Origin of the sequence: Rhodococcus yananensis, from assembly GCF_020515525.1 — a bacterium.
Classification (GTDB): Bacteria; Actinomycetota; Actinomycetes; order Mycobacteriales; family Mycobacteriaceae; genus Rhodococcus; species Rhodococcus yananensis.
Genome location: NZ_JAIYEP010000053.1, coordinates 15,741 through 31,671 on the forward strand (window position 1 = coordinate 15,741; position 15,931 = coordinate 31,671).

General features: G+C 69.9%; 12 protein-coding genes. 10 read left to right on the forward strand and 2 right to left on the reverse strand.

What is annotated here, in order from left to right:
• Positions 1 to 35: 35 nt before the first annotated feature.
• Positions 36 to 1,394, forward strand: a complete 1,359-nt coding sequence (locus LDQ05_RS13660) for a hemolysin family protein (protein ID WP_226437508.1) — start codon at positions 36 to 38, stop codon at positions 1,392 to 1,394.
• A gap of 33 nt (positions 1,395 to 1,427) precedes the next feature.
• Here the strand turns inward: LDQ05_RS13660 and panB are convergent, their stop codons facing one another.
• Positions 1,428 to 2,282 (reverse strand): 3-methyl-2-oxobutanoate hydroxymethyltransferase, encoded by an 855-nt coding sequence (gene panB / locus LDQ05_RS13665; protein ID WP_226437509.1) that lies wholly within the window; start codon positions 2,280 to 2,282, stop codon positions 1,428 to 1,430.
• A 47-nt stretch (positions 2,283 to 2,329) separates the two neighbouring features.
• On the opposite strand from panB, the gene LDQ05_RS13670 reads away from it, so the two are divergent.
• The 4 genes from LDQ05_RS13670 (at position 2,330) to thiM (ending at position 9,372) form a co-directional block, all read left to right on the forward strand.
• A complete protein-coding gene (locus LDQ05_RS13670; RefSeq protein WP_372461109.1) occupies positions 2,330 to 4,030 on the forward strand; it encodes an alpha/beta hydrolase in 1,701 nt (566 codons plus the stop codon).
• An 85-nt stretch (positions 4,031 to 4,115) separates the two neighbouring features.
• Complete coding sequence (gene glnA / locus LDQ05_RS13675) at positions 4,116 to 5,453, forward strand: type I glutamate--ammonia ligase (RefSeq protein WP_226437511.1); 1,338 nt, start codon at positions 4,116 to 4,118, stop codon at positions 5,451 to 5,453.
• A 7-nt stretch (positions 5,454 to 5,460) separates the two neighbouring features.
• Positions 5,461 to 8,481 (forward strand): bifunctional [glutamine synthetase] adenylyltransferase/[glutamine synthetase]-adenylyl-L-tyrosine phosphorylase, encoded by a 3,021-nt coding sequence (locus LDQ05_RS13680; protein ID WP_226437512.1) that lies wholly within the window; start codon positions 5,461 to 5,463, stop codon positions 8,479 to 8,481.
• Between the two features lie 39 nt (positions 8,482 to 8,520).
• Positions 8,521 to 9,372 (forward strand): hydroxyethylthiazole kinase, encoded by an 852-nt coding sequence (gene thiM, locus LDQ05_RS13685; RefSeq protein WP_226437513.1) that lies wholly within the window; start codon positions 8,521 to 8,523, stop codon positions 9,370 to 9,372.
• 16 nt (positions 9,373 to 9,388) lie between these two features.
• Here thiM and LDQ05_RS13690 read toward each other — a convergent pair whose 3' ends face one another.
• A complete protein-coding gene (locus LDQ05_RS13690) occupies positions 9,389 to 10,708 on the reverse strand; it encodes a ClC family H(+)/Cl(-) exchange transporter (RefSeq protein WP_226437514.1) in 1,320 nt (439 codons plus the stop codon).
• 298 nt (positions 10,709 to 11,006) lie between these two features.
• Here LDQ05_RS13690 and LDQ05_RS13695 point away from each other — a divergent pair, with 298 nt between their 5' ends.
• From LDQ05_RS13695 to LDQ05_RS13715, 5 genes are read left to right on the forward strand one after another with little or no spacing between them, the layout of a single operon-like run.
• Positions 11,007 to 12,173 carry an acyl-CoA dehydrogenase family protein gene (locus LDQ05_RS13695; protein ID WP_226437515.1) on the forward strand — a complete coding sequence of 389 codons (1,167 nt, stop codon included), beginning with the start codon at positions 11,007 to 11,009 and terminating at the stop codon, positions 12,171 to 12,173.
• On the forward strand, positions 12,170 to 13,138 hold the full coding sequence (locus LDQ05_RS13700) for an FAS1-like dehydratase domain-containing protein (RefSeq protein WP_226437516.1): 969 nt from the start codon (positions 12,170 to 12,172) through the stop codon (positions 13,136 to 13,138). Before LDQ05_RS13695 ends, LDQ05_RS13700 begins: the two co-directional genes overlap by 4 nt.
• A complete protein-coding gene (locus LDQ05_RS13705) occupies positions 13,139 to 14,251 on the forward strand; it encodes an acyl-CoA dehydrogenase family protein (protein WP_226437517.1) in 1,113 nt (370 codons plus the stop codon).
• Positions 14,248 to 14,697, forward strand: coding sequence for a MaoC family dehydratase (locus tag LDQ05_RS13710; RefSeq protein ID WP_226437518.1), 450 nt, complete (start codon positions 14,248 to 14,250; stop codon positions 14,695 to 14,697). The genes LDQ05_RS13705 and LDQ05_RS13710 overlap by 4 nt, the downstream gene beginning before the upstream one ends.
• A complete protein-coding gene (locus LDQ05_RS13715; protein WP_226437519.1) occupies positions 14,697 to 15,875 on the forward strand; it encodes a lipid-transfer protein in 1,179 nt (392 codons plus the stop codon). Before LDQ05_RS13710 ends, LDQ05_RS13715 begins: the two co-directional genes overlap by 1 nt.
• The last annotated feature ends 56 nt before the right edge of the window (positions 15,876 to 15,931 follow it).

The window sequence follows — 15,931 nt, forward strand, 5'->3', positions numbered from 1 at the left end:
GATCGTAGGATTCGCCGTGACAGCGGGATACTGCCGTGACCTCGGCGATCGCCGTCAACATCGTGCTGGTTCTGGTGTTCGTGCTGGTCGGCGGGGTGTTCGCCGCATCGGAGATCGCGTTGGTGTCGCTCAACGCGGGCCGGATCCGTGCGCTCGAGCGTCGCGGTGGGCGCGGCGCGCGCACCGCGGCGTTGGCGCGGGACCCGAACCGGTTCCTGTCGGCGGTCCAGATCGGTGTGACCGTCGCGGGATTCTTCTCCGCCGCGTACGGGGCCTCGGCGATCGCGCCGGGAGTGGCACCGGCGCTCGAGAGTTGGGGGTTGTCGTCGTCGGCCGCGTCGGCGATCGCCCTGGTCGCGACGACCCTGGTGATCTCGTACCTGTCGCTGGTGCTGGGGGAACTCGTCCCCAAACGCATCGCACTGCAGCGAGCGAGTGGTGTGGCGCTCGTGATGGGACCGGTACTCGACCGCTTCGCCACGCTGGTGCGACCGGTGATCCGGTTGCTGTCGATGTCCACCGACCTGGTCGTGCGGGTCCTCGGCGGCGACCCCACCGCACGCGGAGAGGAAGTGACCCACGAGGACCTCCGTGACCTGGTGCATCAGACGGCGATCCCGGATCGTGAGCGCCGGTTGCTCACCGAGGTGTTCGATGCGGGCGAGCGCACCCTCGCCGAAGTGATGGTGCCCCGCACGGAGGTCGCGTTCCTCGACGGCCGTGCCCGCGCGGGTGCCGTCCGCGACGACGCGGTGCGCGGTGGTCACATCCGGTATCCGGTGACGGGTCGCTCCCTCGACGACGTCGTCGGGGTCGTGCACATCCGCGATCTGGTCCTCGCGGAGGACGGCGCGACGGTGGCGGAGATCGCGCGGACCGTGCTGCATCTGCCGGAGACCGTGCCGGCGCTCGTGGCGTTACCGGACCTGCGGCGGGGCGACCAGCAGTTCGCGGTGGTGGTCGACGAGTACGGCGGAACAGCCGGTGTGGTGACGCTGGCCGACATCGTCGAGGAGATCATCGGCGAGATCGGGGATCGCCCCACCCCCGATTCGGGCACGCACGCCGAGATCACCGAATGGACGATCGACGGACTGACGATCCTCGAGGATGTGTTCGACCGGACGGGTGTCGAGTTACCGGACGGCGACTACGAGACCATCGCGGGGTTCGTGCAGGACAGGTTGCAGCGTGTCCCGACGGTCGGCGACAGCGTCACCGTCGGTGGATACCGGCTCACCGTCGTCGCGTCGGACGGGCGTCGCGTGGCCGCGGTGCACGTGGTCGCGGACCGCGCCGACTCCCGCGGAGCGAACGACGGCGACGACACCGACGGGCGGCGGGCGGACGAGAACGACGCGGACCCCGACGACGGGGACCCCGCCCGTCGGTGACGTGCGGTGCCCCGCCTCCGGGCCACGCGGACGTCAGAAGGAGTGTTCGGGTCCGGGGAAGCTTCCGGATGCGACCTCGTCCGCGTACTGCGCTGCGGCACGGCGCAGTTCATCGCCGACCGCACCGAACTTCTTGACGAACTTCGCGGTCTTTCCGCTGGTGTAGGCCGCCATGTCCTGCCATACGAGGACCTGGGCGTCGCACTCGTTGCCGGCCCCGATGCCGACGGTCGGGATGGTGAGCTTGCGGGTGACCTGGCCGGCGAGTTCGGCGGGCACCATCTCCATGACGACGGAGAACGCCCCGGCCTCCTGGACCGCGATGGCATCGGCGATGAGCTGCTCGGCTCCGTCACCGCGACCCTGCACGCGGAAACCGCCGAGGGTGTTGACCGACTGCGGGGTGAACCCGATGTGTGCCTGCACGGGGATCCCGGCGGCGGTGAGCGCCGCGATCTGCGGGGCGATGCGTTCGCCGCCCTCGAGTTTGACGGCGTGCGCGCCGCCCTCCTTCATGAACCGGATCGCGGTGGTCAGGGCCTGCTCGGGGGAGGTCTCGTAGGTGCCGAACGGCAGGTCGGCGATCACGAGCGCGTGCGGTGCACCGCGGACCACACCGCGGACCAGGGGGAGCAGTTCGTCGACGGTCACGGGCACCGTGGTGTCGTAGCCGTACACCACGTTCGCCGCCGAGTCGCCGACGAGGAGCACGGGGATTCCGGCTTCCTCGAAGATGCGGGCCGTCGAAAAGTCGTACGCGGTCAGCTCCGCCCAGCGACGACCCTCGGCCTTCATCGCCTGCAGATGGTGGACTCGCGTCTTGCGCTTGGGGGTGGTCTCGGAGGGTGCGGAGCCTCCGCCGTACACGGTCGTCACGTTGTCGGACATCGTCGTCTCTTTCTTCCTCGAGGCCCTGTCGGGTCCCCGGGCGGGTGATGACGTTCTCAGTCTGTCACCGCCCGTCGCCCCCGCGAAGAGCCCGCTCGGTGCGATTGGTCACATCCTCGGGGCGTGGCCGGTGCACCGGGCATGGGACGATCGTCCGCGTGAACGTTCTGTCGACCGGACCTGCCCGCCCGCTGCCGTCCGCCCGCCGTCTGACACTGGTGGCCGCAGCGACACTCGTGGCGGCGACGGCGTGCTCGGTGCAGTCGACGGAGGGTGCGGTGACGGCGTCGATCGGCGGCGGTGCGACCGCGCAGGTGACCGCACCGGAGGGCCTCGAGGAGTTCTACACGCAGTCCGTCGCGTGGGAGTCCTGCGCGGAGTACGGGCTGGACGGGCCGATCCTCGATCGCAACGGCGCGGACTGCGGGTACGTGACGGTGCCGCTGGACTACGACGCACCCGACGGCGCGACGGCGCAGATCGCGGTGTCGCGACTCGCGGCGCGCGACGATCGCATGGGGGCGCTGCTGGTCAACCCGGGCGGTCCCGGGGGGTCGGGTCTGTCGACCGCGTTGGCCGCGGCGGGAACCGACCTCGCCGACCGCTTCGACATCGTCGGATTCGATCCGCGAGGGATCGGCTCGTCGACACCGGCGGTGCGCTGTCTCACCGCCGGTGAGATCGACGCCGAACGCGCGCTCGACGACGGGGACCGCAGCCCCGCGGGCATCGAGGAAGCAGAGAAACGCAACCGCGAATACGCGCAGTCGTGCGCCGAGCGCACCGGCACCGAGGTGCTCGCGCACGTCGGCACCGCGGATGTGGTGCGGGACATGGACGTGATCCGTGCGGTGCTGGGGGACGACGGATTCAACTACCTCGGCTACTCGTACGGCACCCGACTGGGCACGGTCTACGCCGAGACCTTCCCCGATCGGGTCCGGGCGATGGTGCTCGACGGTGCCATCGATCCCGAGCAGGATCCGGTGGACGAGATCGTGTTGCAGGCCGAGGGTTTCCAGAAGGCGTTCGACGACTTCGCCGCGTCGTGCGCGACGAGGCGCGAGTGCGCGCTGGGCACCGACCCGGATCGTGCCGTCGCACGGTTCCGGCAACTCGTCGATCCGCTGATCGGCGACCCCGCCGACACTGCGGACCCGCGCGGCCTGAGCCACCGCGACGCCATCACCGGTGTGCAGCAGGCCCTCTACTCGCAGGCGTTGTGGGGTTCGCTGCGCTCGGGGCTCGCGGAGCTCGCCGACGGGCGCGGTGACACGTTGCTGCTGCTCGCCGACCTGTACGAGGGGCGGCAGGACGACGGCACCTACAGCAACGTCACGGACGCCTTCAATGCGGTCCGATGCATCGACGACCAGCCGATCATCGACCGAGCGGTCGCCGCGGAACTGGATGTGCGCTACCGGCAGGCGGCGCCGTTCCTCGACGACGGTCGCGGCACCGGTGAGGCGCCCCTCGACGTATGCGCGTTCTGGCCGGTGCCCTCGGCGGGAGATCCGCACACCCCGCACGTGCCCGGGCTCGCTCCGGTGCTCGTCGTGTCCACCACGGGGGATCCCGCCACCCCCTATCGGGCGGGGGTGGACCTGGCCCGGCAGCTCGGTGGTGCCCTGGTGACGTTCGAGGGCACCCAGCACACCGTGGTCCTCGACGGGGAGCGCTGCGTCGACGACGTCGTGACCTCGTATTTCATCGATCTGGCGGTGCCCGATACCGATCCGCACTGCTGACCCGCGGCGGGTGTGAGCGACACGCCACCGACCGGAACCGTCGGATGTAACACGGAGTTAACGGATCATGCCTACGCTCGCCGATATGGATCGCCAGAAGGAGTTCGTGCTCCGCACCCTCGAAGAGCGCGACATTCGGTTCGTGCGCCTGTGGTTCACCGACGTCGTGGGAACCCTGAAATCCGTCGCGATCGCTCCGGCCGAACTCGAAGGCGCATTCGAGGAAGGCATCGGATTCGACGGATCGGCGATCGAAGGATTCTCCCGCATCTCGGAGGCGGACATGGTGGCCCGGCCCGACGCCACCACCTTCCAGGTGCTGCCGTGGATGGACGATCGTGGGCACCAGTACTCGGCGCGGATGTTCTGCGACATCACCATGCCCGACGGCACCCCCAGCTGGGCGGACCCGCGGCACGTGTTGCGCCGTCAGCTCAACAAGGCCTCCGACCTCGGGTTCAGCTGCTATGTGCACCCCGAGATCGAGTTCTTCCTCGTCGAGAACGGCGAACACGGTCAGGCGCCCGTGCCCGCCGACGACGGTGGCTACTTCGACCAGTCGGTGCACCGCTCCGCACCGCACTTCCGTCGCCACGCGATCGACGCTCTCGAATCGATGGGGATCTCCGTCGAGTTCAGCCACCACGAGACCGCACCCGGCCAGCAGGAGATCGACCTGCGCTACGCCGACGCCCTGTCCATGGCCGACAACGTCATGACCTTCCGGTACGTGGTCAAGGAGATCGCGATGGCCGAGGGGGTGCGTGCCACGTTCATGCCGAAGCCCTTCCCGCAGCACGCCGGGTCCGCGATGCACACCCACATGTCGCTCTTCGAAGGTGAGACCAACGCCTTCCACGACCCGGACGATCCGCTGCAGCTGTCGGCCACGGGCAAGGCGTTCATCGCCGGCATCCTCGAGCACTCCCACGAGATCAGCGCGGTGACCAACCAGTGGGTGAACTCCTACAAGCGCATCGTGCACGGCGGGGAGGCCCCCACGGCGGCGTGCTGGGGACCGTCGAACCGGTCCGCGCTGGTGCGGGTGCCGATGTACACCCCCAACAAGGCGTCGTCGCGTCGCGTCGAGATCCGCACCCCGGACTCGGCCTGCAACCCGTACCTGACGTTCGCGGTGCTGCTCGCCGCCGGTCTGCGCGGCATCGAGAAGGGCTACGATCTCGCTCCCGAGGCCGAGGACGACGTGTGGGCGCTGACCTCCGCGGAACGCCGCGCGATGGGCTACCGGGAACTGCCCACCGACCTCGACATCGCGCTGCGCGACATGGAGAAGTCCGAACTGGTCGCCGAGACCCTCGGCGAACACGTGTACGACTACTTCCTGCGCAACAAGTGGCGCGAGTGGGAGAACTACCGGAGCCAGATCACGCCCTTCGAGCTCGAGCAGTACCTGGGCCTGTAGGGTCGCCGTGGTGAAGCCACCCCCCGCACGATCGGTCGTTCCCGGCCCGGGGCGCCTCGGACTGGTCGAGCCCACGGCACCGGCCGAACTCCGGCAGATCGGCTGGAACGGCCCCGACAGCATCGATGTGTTGTGGGCGCTGTCGCGGGCACCCGACGCCGACCTCGCCCTGCGGAGTCTCACCCGGCTCGCCGAGGCGCTCGGCGACGCCGGCTGGTCCGAACTCGACGCGGCGTTGCGCACCGACAAGGGACTGCGGGGGCGGCTGCTGGGGTTGTTGGGGGCCTCGTCGGCGTTCGGCGATCACCTGGTCGCCCACCCCGATCGGTGGCGGATGCTCGCCGGTGTCCTCGAACTCCCCGACAGACACACCTTCACCGCTCGCATGCTCGACAGTGTGGAGGCAACACCCGAAACCGGGGGACGCACCGACAGGCTCATCCACCGTGCCGCGGTCACCGGACCCACCGCCGTCGCGGCGCTCCGGACCACCTACCGCGACCAGCTCATGCTCATCGCCGCCGCCGACCTCGCGGCGACCGTCGAGAACGAACCGGTCGTGCCGTACATCGAGGTCGGGCATCTGCTGGCCGACCTCGCCGACGCCGCACTGACCGCGGCACTCGCGGTGGCGCTCGCGACCGTCGTCCCCGACGGTCCGTGCCCCGTCGATCTGGCGGTCATCGCCATGGGCAAATGTGGTGCGCGGGAACTGAACTACATCAGCGATGTCGACGTCGTGTTCGTGGCCGAACCCGCCGACCACCGCGCCACCCGCATCGCCTCGGAGATGATGCGCATCGGCACGTCCGCGTTCTTCGAGGTCGACGCGGCGTTGCGCCCCGAAGGCAAGAGCGGGGAACTGGTCCGCACCCTCGACTCGCACATCGCGTACTACCAGCGGTGGGCCAAGACCTGGGAATTCCAGGCGCTGCTCAAGGCCCGCCCGATGACCGGCGACCTCGACCTCGGTCGCCGCTACGTCGACGCGCTCAGCCCCATGGTGTGGACGGCCTCCGAACGCGAGGCGTTCGTACCGGAGGTCCAGGCGATGCGCCGGCGCGTCGAAGAACTCGTTCCCGCCGACCTGCGCGAACGTGAACTGAAGCTCGGGCGCGGATCGCTGCGCGACGTCGAGTTCGCGGTGCAGCTCCTGCAGATGGTGCACGGACGGGTGGACGAGACGCTGCGCGTGCGCAACACCGTCGATGCGCTGTCGGCGCTCGCCGACGGCGGTTACGTCGGACGCGACGACGCCGCGAACCTCCGTGCCTCGTACGAGTTCCTGCGGCTCCTCGAACACCGCCTCCAGCTGCAACGGCTCAAACGCACCCATACGCTGCCGCCGCCGGAGGACCGTGAGAACCTGCGCTGGCTCGCGCGCGCGGCCCACATGCGTCCGGACGGCCGCAAGGACGCGCTCGGTGTCCTCGAAGCCGAGATCAAACGCAACACCGCGCGGATCCGGAAGCTGCATGCGCGACTGTTCTACCGGCCGCTGCTCGAATCGGTCAGTCGCCTCGACAAGGATGCGGTGCGCCTGTCGCCGGACGCCGCGGTCCGTCAGCTCGCCGCCCTCGGGTACAGCGCACCCGAGCATGCGCTCGAACACCTGACGGCGCTGTCCGGCGGCGCATCCCGCAAGTCCCGGATCCAGGCGTTGCTGCTTCCGCAGCTGCTCGAATACCTGGGGGACACCGTCGACCCCGACGCGGGACTGCTCGCGTACCGACGGCTGTCGGACGCGCTCTACGACACCGAGTGGTTCCTGCGGGTGTTGCGCGACGAGCCGTCCGTCTCGGAGCGGTTGATGACCGTGCTCGGGTCGTCGTTGTACGTGCCGGAACTGTTGATCAAGGCACCCGACGTCATCCGTCTCTACGCCGCCGGACCCTCCGGGCCACGCCTGCTCGACCCGAAACCGAAGGAGGTCGCCGGGGCGATCGTCGTGTCGTCGGCGCGCTACACCGAACCCGGCCGGGCGATCGCTGCCGCCCGGTCGCTGCGCCGCGCCGAACTCGCGCGGGTCGCGAGCGCCGACATCCTCGGCATGCTCGAGGTGCCGCAGGTGTGCGAGGCGTTGTCGTCGGTGTGGTCGGCGGTGCTCGAAGCCGCCCTGGCCGCCGTGATCCGCGGGTCCGAACGCACCCGCGGCCCGGCACCCGCCCGGATCGCCGTGATCGGCATGGGTCGGCTCGGCGGTGCCGAACTCGGATACGGATCGGACGCGGACGTCCTGTTCGTCTGCGAACCGCTGCCCGACGCCGACGAGACGGTCGCCGTCAAGTGGGCCACTTCCGTGGCCGAGCAGGTGCGCAAGCTCCTGGGCGCACCGAGTACCGATCCGCCACTCGAGGTCGATCTGGATCTGCGCCCCGAGGGCCGCAGCGGTGCCCTCGTGCGGACCCTCAAGTCGTACGAGGCGTACTACACGCAGTGGGCCGAGGTGTGGGAGGTACAGGCCCTGCTGCGGGCGCACAACGTGGCCGGAGACCGGGATCTGGGGTTGCGGTTCCTGCACATGATCGACCGGGTGCGCTACCCGGAGGGCGGGATCTCCGCCGACGGGGTCCGGGAGATCCGGCGGATCAAGGCGCGGGTCGACTCCGAGCGCCTTCCGCGCGGCGCCGACCCCGCCACGCACACCAAGCTCGGTCGCGGTGGGCTCGCCGACGTCGAGTGGACGGTGCAGCTGCTGCAGCTGCAGGCCGCGCACCGCATCGAATCGTTGCGCAACACGTCGACGCTCGCGACACTCGACGCGATCGGGGCGGCGGAGCTGATCAGCGAGGCGGACGTCGAACTGCTGCGGGACGCCTGGCTGACCGCCACCCGCGCGCGCAACGCGCTGGTGCTGGTGCGCGGGAAGCCGACCGATCAGCTGCCCGGCCCCGGTAATGCTCTCAGTACCGTCGCGCGCGTCGCGGGATGGCCCGGCGACGATCCGAACGAATTCCTCGACCACTACCTGCGGGTCACGCGGCGGGCACGCGCCGTCGTCGAGCGGGTGTTCTACGGAGAGGACTGAGCGCGTGACCTCGAACCACCACCGCGACGGGACCGGCCGATGACGACGGAACCGGTTCCGACCCCCGACGATCTCGCCGCTGCCCTCGAGGCGCTGCGCGCTCGGGTTCCGCTGGTGCACTCGCTCACCAACGTGGTCTCGGCGAACTTCGTCACGAACGTGCTGCTCGCGGCCGGAGCGGTCAACGCCCACATCGACAACGTGCACGAAGCCGCGGGGTTCGCGCGGATCGCGGGCGGGGTGCTCGTGAATCTCGGCACACCCGACGACGGCACCGCCGCGGCGTTCACCGCCGCTGCCGGCGCCGCGCACGAGTCGGGTACCCCGTGGGTGCTCGATCCGGTCGGGGTCGGGGCTCTGCCGTGGCGCAGCGGCCTCGCCGTGGATCTGCTGCGATACCGTCCGACCGGTATCCGGGGGAACGCATCCGAGATCATCGCGCTCGCGGGGCTCGGCGGCGACACCCGCGGTGTCGACAGCGGCGACACGCCGGAGGCCGCCGTGCCGGCGGCCGCGGCGCTGCTCGCGCACGCCGACGTGGTGTCGGCGTCCGGGGCCGTCGACCACCTCGTCGGGCGCGCCGCCGACGGAACCGTCGTGGGGGTGCGGATCCGCGGCGGCAGCGACATGTTGCCGAGGGTCACGTCGACCGGGTGCTCCCTCGGAGCTCTCGCCGCCGCCTATCTGGCGATCGCACCGACACCGCTCGTCGGCCTGGTGGCCGCGCACGCGCACGTGGCGGTCGCGGCCGAGATCGCCGACGAGACGGCGACCGGACCCGGTTCGTTCGCGGTCGCGTACCTCGACGCGTTGTATTCGGTCGATGCGACCACGCTGGCCGAGCGCGCCCGCATCGAGCCGCTCGACGTCCCCGCGGTCGACCGGAGGTGAGGCCGGCGCGTGGCGGTCATTCCGGTGGCCGCGCGAGCATCCGCTTCCGGAGACTGTCGTAGATCGGCGGTGCTCCGCAGAGATGGGCGACGACCATCGCCGCGGCGGTCGCCGCGAGCATCGGGACGGTCACGCCGGTCGTGGCCGTCATCTCCACCACGAGGACGATGCCCGTCAGCGGTGCCCGCACCGTCGCCCCGAACAACGCGGCCATCCCGACCAGCGCCATCGGTACCGTGATCGACGCGTCGACACCCGGCACCAGCGCTGCCGCGGCACCGGCGCACAGCACGCCCCACAGGGATCCGAGCGCGAGCAGCGGCGCGAACAGTCCGCCGGGGGTTCCTGCCGCGTAGGAGAGCGGGCCGGTCGCGAACCGGAGGAGGACGTACCCGGCGACCGCGGGTAGCGCGAGTGTTCCGCCACCGATCAGGTGCTGGGCCACGGCGTCCCCGCCGCCGGTGGACAGCGGCGCGAACGCCGACAGCAACCCCACTGCGGCACCGATCGTCGCGGCCTTCGCGACCGGGGGCAACGACCGGACGGCGTCGGCGGCGACGAGAGCGCCCGTCACCGCCCGGTTGTAGCCCGCACCGAGCACACCGGTGAGCACGCCGAACGTCACGAACACCGGAAGCAACGCCAACGACGGTGGAGCAACGGTGGGCACCGTGAAATCGGGTCTGTCGCCGAGGATCAGGCGTGCGCACCCCACTCCGGTCGCCACCGACACCAGCACCGGGACGGCGGTGCGGAATCGGACCGTGCGGGTGATCTCCTCGAAGACGAACAATGCGCCGCCGATCGGCGCGTTGAACGCGACGGCGAGTCCGGCACCCGACACCGCGGTGTGGAGTTCGCGTACGTGCGTGTCGTCCGCGTGCGCGCGGCGAGCGGTTTCGGCGCCGATCGTCGCACCCATGTGGACGATCGGGCCTTCCCTCCCGAGTACCAGTCCGGAGCCGATCCCGAGAATCCCGCCGACGAATCGGGCCGGTACCACCGCGATCGACGGTGGAGCCGCTTCGCCGCGCTGCACGGCCTCGACGTGCTGGATTCCGCTGCCCGCCGCGAGGGGGACGGGGCGCACGATCAGGGCTGCGAGTGCGGCACCGAGTGCGGTGAAGGCCAGCGGAACGAACCAGCCGGGCCCCGGCAGGTCGTCCGCCACCGCGAGGACGTGGTGCCGCATCGTGTCGGCGACCTGCAGGCACCATCGGAACGCGCCGCCGACGAACCCGACGAGCGACCCGGCGATCGCCGCCAGCGCGCAGGTCCGAACGAGTTCGCGTGCCCGCGGTGCACTTTGTTCCGGTGGTTCGCGTGGCTGCTCCATCGGCTGTCCGTCCTGTCCGGTCGGCGCCGCCCGGGGTGCCCCGCGCGGCGCCGTCGTGGACCCGCCCCCGAGTATGCGCCCGACCGCGGCGGCGCGACCGGAAACCGGTGCGACGCGACCGACCCGGCATCGACCGGTCGCGCCGACACCGACCGCGGTGCAGCTCGGTGCACGCGTGACCTTCGGGCGGAACGTCGGGGAGGTGTGCCCTACCGCTCAGTGAGACCACGCGAGCCGCGGTCGGGATCACGCCGTAGCGTCCGAATTTCGCGGGAACGCGAGGAACGGGAGTGCACAGATGGAGTTGAGGGAGTCGGCGGCGCAGCTCGAGCTGCGACGGGAACTGCGCGCGTACTTCGCTGCGCTGTTGCCGGAGGAGAAGCGGCGGAAGGCCGGCGAGGAAGGTGTGGGCGGCCAGTACTTCCGCGAGGTCGTCAAGCTGCTCGGGCAGGACGGCTGGCTCGGTATCGGTTGGCCGAAGGAGTACGGCGGCCAGGGCCGCTCCGTCGAGGAACAGTTCGTCTTCTTCGACGAGGTGCAGCGGGCCGGTCTGCCGTTCCCGTTCGTCACGGTGAACACCGTCGGCCCGACACTGATGAAGTACGGCACCGAGGAACAGAAGGAACGATTCCTGCCGGGCATCCTCGCCGGCGACATCGTCTTCGCCATCGGCTACACCGAGCCGGAGGCGGGCACCGACCTCGCGTCGCTCGAGACCCGCGCCGTGCGCGACGGTGACGATTTCGTCGTCGACGGCAACAAGATCTTCACCTCGGGCGCCAACACCGCCGACTACGTGTGGCTCGCGTGCCGCACCGACCCCGACGCGCCCAAACACAAGGGCATCTCGATACTCGTGGTTCCCACCGACGACGAGGGTTTCACCTGGTCGCCGATCCCCACCGTCGGCGGCCTGACGGTCACCTCGACCTACTACAGCGGGATTCGTGTGCCGTCGAAGGACGTCATCGGGGAGGTGAACGGCGGCTGGAAGCTCATCGCCGCGCAGCTCAACCACGAGCGCATCGGTCTCGCGGCGATCGGCGGACGCACCTACGGGCTGTGGCACCAGGTCCTCGACTGGGCCAAGGACAACGGCTCCATCGAGATCCCGTGGGTCCAGCAGGAATTCGCGCGCACACACGCGAGGCTCGAGGCGATGCGGCTGCTGAACTGGAAGATGACCGCGGCCGTCGCGGCGGACACGTTGTCCGGCGCGGACGCGGGCGCCACCAAGGCGTACGGCACCGAGACCCACATCGACGTGTATCGCACACTGCTCGCCATCCTCGGCGCGGCCGGACGGATCCGCCCCGAATCGCCGGGGGCGCTGCTGGCCGGTCAGATCGAGCAGATCTCCCGGCAGGGCATGGTGAACACGTTCGGTGGTGGTGTCAACGAGGTCCTGCGCGACATGGTCGCGACGATGGGCCTGGGCCTGGTGCGGGAGAAGAGGGTCAAGTGAGCGAATTCCTCACCGTTCTCAAGGAGTTCGAGGGCAAGACCCTCACCCCGACCACGTGGGGTCCGGATGCGGTCAACACTCCGATGATCCGGCACTGGGTCGAGACGATGGGCGACACCAATCCCATCCACCTCGACGACGATGCGGCCCGTGCCACGGGCCGCGAGGGCGCCGTCGCGCCCGCGCTCATGGCGCAGGTGTGGACCATGCGCACGTTCGTCGACAAGATGGCGAACAACGACCCGTCGCAGGTGTGGACCGATCTGATCGCCACGCTCGACGACGCCGGATTCACGTCGGTCGTCGCGACGGACTCCGATTTCGAGTTCTTCAGCGAACTGCGCCCCGGTGATCGGGTGTCGCTCACCGAGGTCGTCGAGGACATCTCCGAGGAGAAGACCACGGGTCTCGGCGTCGGACACTTCGTCACGACCCTGAAGACCTACCGCAACGGAGACGACGAGATCGTCGCGACCCAGCGGTGGCGCACCCTGCGGTTCCGGCCGAAGAGCGCGGACGCTGCGGCGGAGAAGAAGCCGGCCTCCGGGCCGATCCCGGGCCTGCGTCCGCGGCCGGCACTCAATGCCGACAACGCATTCTGGTTCGAAGCCGCCAAGGCGCACCGCCTGGTGATCCAACGGTGCGCGTCGTGCGGAACGCTGCGTCACCCCACGGGACCGATGTGCGGGCAGTGCCGATCCCTCGACTGGGACACCGTCGACGCGGCGGGCCGCGGCATCGTCTACAGCTTCGTCGTCAACCACCACCCGCAGATCCCCGGATTCGAGTACCCGCTCGTCGTCGCGACGATCGAACTCGAGGAGGGCACCCGCCTGATCGCGAACATGACCGGTGTCGCACCGGAGGACGTCGAGATCGGTATGCCGGTGGAACTGGACTGGATCGACGCCGACCCGGATCTGACGCTCCCCGCGTTCCGGCCGGCTGCACGGGAGGACTCGTAGATGGACTTCAACTTCAGCGAAGAGCAGGAAGCGATTCGCGGTCTCGCCGCCGAGGTCTTCACCAGCAAGGCGACGATCGAGCGAGTCAAGCAGGTCGAACTGGGCGACGAGCGCGTGGACCGCAACCTGTGGCGTGACCTGGCGACCACCGGTCTGCTCGGCATCGCATTGCCCGAGGACCTCGGCGGTGGCGGTCTCGGCATCGCCGAACTGTACGTGCTGCTCGAACAGCAGGGCCGGCACGTGGCACCGGTACCGCTGTGGCCGACGACGCTCGCCGCGGCGGCGGTTGCCGAGCTCGGAACCGACGAGCAGCGCACCGCGCTGGTTCCCGGCGTCGCCGACGGCAGTCATTTCCTGACGGTCGGGCTCGAGGAGTTCGGCCCGTACGTCGACGGGGATCCGGAGACCACCGCCACCGAGACCGACGGCGCATGGGTCCTCGACGGGGCGAAGGCCGTCGTGCCCGTCACCCACGTCGCGCACCGCGCGATCGTGTCGGCCACCACCGCGAGTGGGCCCGCCCTGTTCGTCGTCGATCTCGCCGCCGACGGCGTGTCGGTGGAGCAGACCCAGTCCACCGACTGGGAGATCTGCGGCAACGTCACCTTCTCCTCGGCTCCGGCGCAGCTGCTCGGTGCCGCGGACGGCAGTGCAGTCCGATGGCTCCAGGATCGGGTCGAACTCGCGCTCGCCGCGATTCAGCACGGAGTCGGCGCCGGCGCGGTGCAGCAGGCCGTCACCTACCTCAACGGCCGGTACCAGTTCGGACGTCCGCTCGCGACCTTCCAGGCCGTCGGACACCAGCTCGCGGACTGTTACATCGACCTCGAGGCGATGAGCGTGACGCTGTGGCAGGCGGTGCAGAACCTCTCCGACGGAATCGATCCCGGCACGTCCGTGCTCGTCGCGAAGTGGTGGGCCACCGACGCCGGGCAGCGCATCGTGCATCGCACCACCCACCTGCACGGCGGCATGGGCGTCGACACCGACTACCCGGTCCACCGGCACCTGCTGTGGGGCAAACAGATCGGAGCCACCCTCGGCGGTTCGGCCGCCGACCTCGCCCGGCTCGGCGCGCAGCTCGCGGCCGGAGCGGAGGTGGTCGCGTGACCGCCACCGCTCCCGCGTCGACCGCCCGCGGCTACGCCGACATCAGCGTTGGTGAGGTACTGCCGGAACTGGCGATTCCGCTGACCCGCACCCTCATCGTCGCCACCGCCCTCGCCACCCGCGACTTCCAGGACGTGCATCACGACCCCGATCTGGCGCGCGAGCGCGGCTCGAAGGACGTGTTCATGAACATCCTCACCAGCAACGGGCTGGCAGGGCGGTTCGTGACGGACTGGGCCGGGCCGTCCGTGACCGTGCGGCGCGTCAGGATCAGGCTCGGCGCCCCGAACTACCCGGGGGACACGATGACCATGACCGGTGAGGTCGTGTCGAAGAAGGACGGTCTCGTCGAGGTGAAGATCGTCGGCGCCAACAGTCTCGGCAACCACCTGTCGGGCACGGTCACGGTCGCGTACCCGACCGTCGGTGAAGGAAAGGACGCCTGATGGCTGTCGGTTCGCTCTCGGGTGCCGCCGCGATCGTCGGTATCGGTGCCACCGAGTTCTCCAAGAAGTCCGGGCGCTCCGAGCTGCAGCTCGCCTGCGAGGCCGTCACCGCGGCCCTCGCCGACGCCGGCATCGATCCCTCCGAGGTGGACGGTCTGTCCACCTTCACGATGGAGACCAACGGCGAGATCCTCGTCGCCCGCAACTGCGGTCTGGGCGAGCTGAAGTTCTTCTCCCGCATCGGATACGGCGGGGGTGCGGCCTGCGCGTCGGTGCAGCAGGCCGCCATGGCCGTCGCGACGGGTGTCGCCGAGGTCGTCGTGGTGTACCGCGCGTTCAACGAGCGGTCCGGGATGCGCTTCGGGTTGGGGCAGCACGACCGCCCGATGGATTCGACGGCGGATCGTGCGGCCTACGCGTGGCTGACGCCGCAGGGTCTTGCCACGCCGGCCCAGTGGGTTGCGATGTTCGCCCGTCGGTACATGTACCGGTACGGCGCGACCAGTGAGGACTTCGGCCGCGTCGCGGTCGTGGCCCGCAAACACGCCGCGAACAACCCCGCCGCGTGGTTCTACGGCAAACCGATCACGCTCGAGGACCACCAGAACTCCCGGTGGATCGCGGAGCCGCTGCACCTGCTGGACTGCTGCCAGGAGACGGACGGGGGTCAGGCCCTGGTCATCGTGTCCGCGGAACGCGCGAAGGATCTGCCGAACAAGGCCGCGATCATCAAGGGTGCCGCGCAGGGGTCCGGGAAGGACCAGCACATGATGACCAGTTACTACCGCCCCGAGATCACCGGAATCCCGGAGATGGGGCTGGTCGGTCGCCAGTTGTACGCGCAGGCCGGTCTCGCACCGGAGGACATCGACGCGGCGATCCTCTACGACCACTTCACCCCGCTGGTGCTCCCTCAGCTCGAGGAACTCGGGTTCTGCGCTCCCGGCGAGGCGAAGGACTTCATCCGCGAGGGCAACCTCGAGATCGGTGGGCGCCTGCCGAGCAACACGCACGGCGGTCAGGTCGGTGAGGCGTATCTGCACGGCGTCAACGGCATCGCCGAGGCCGTCCGTGTCGTCCGGGGCACGTCCACGAACCAGCCCGGCACCGTCGACAACATCATCGTGACCGCGGGAACTGCCGTTCCCACCAGCGGTCTGATTCTCGGCGCCGCCTGACGCCGCAGGCGCACCTTCCTCTCCTCGAACGGCCGGCCCGGACCAGAGATGGTCCG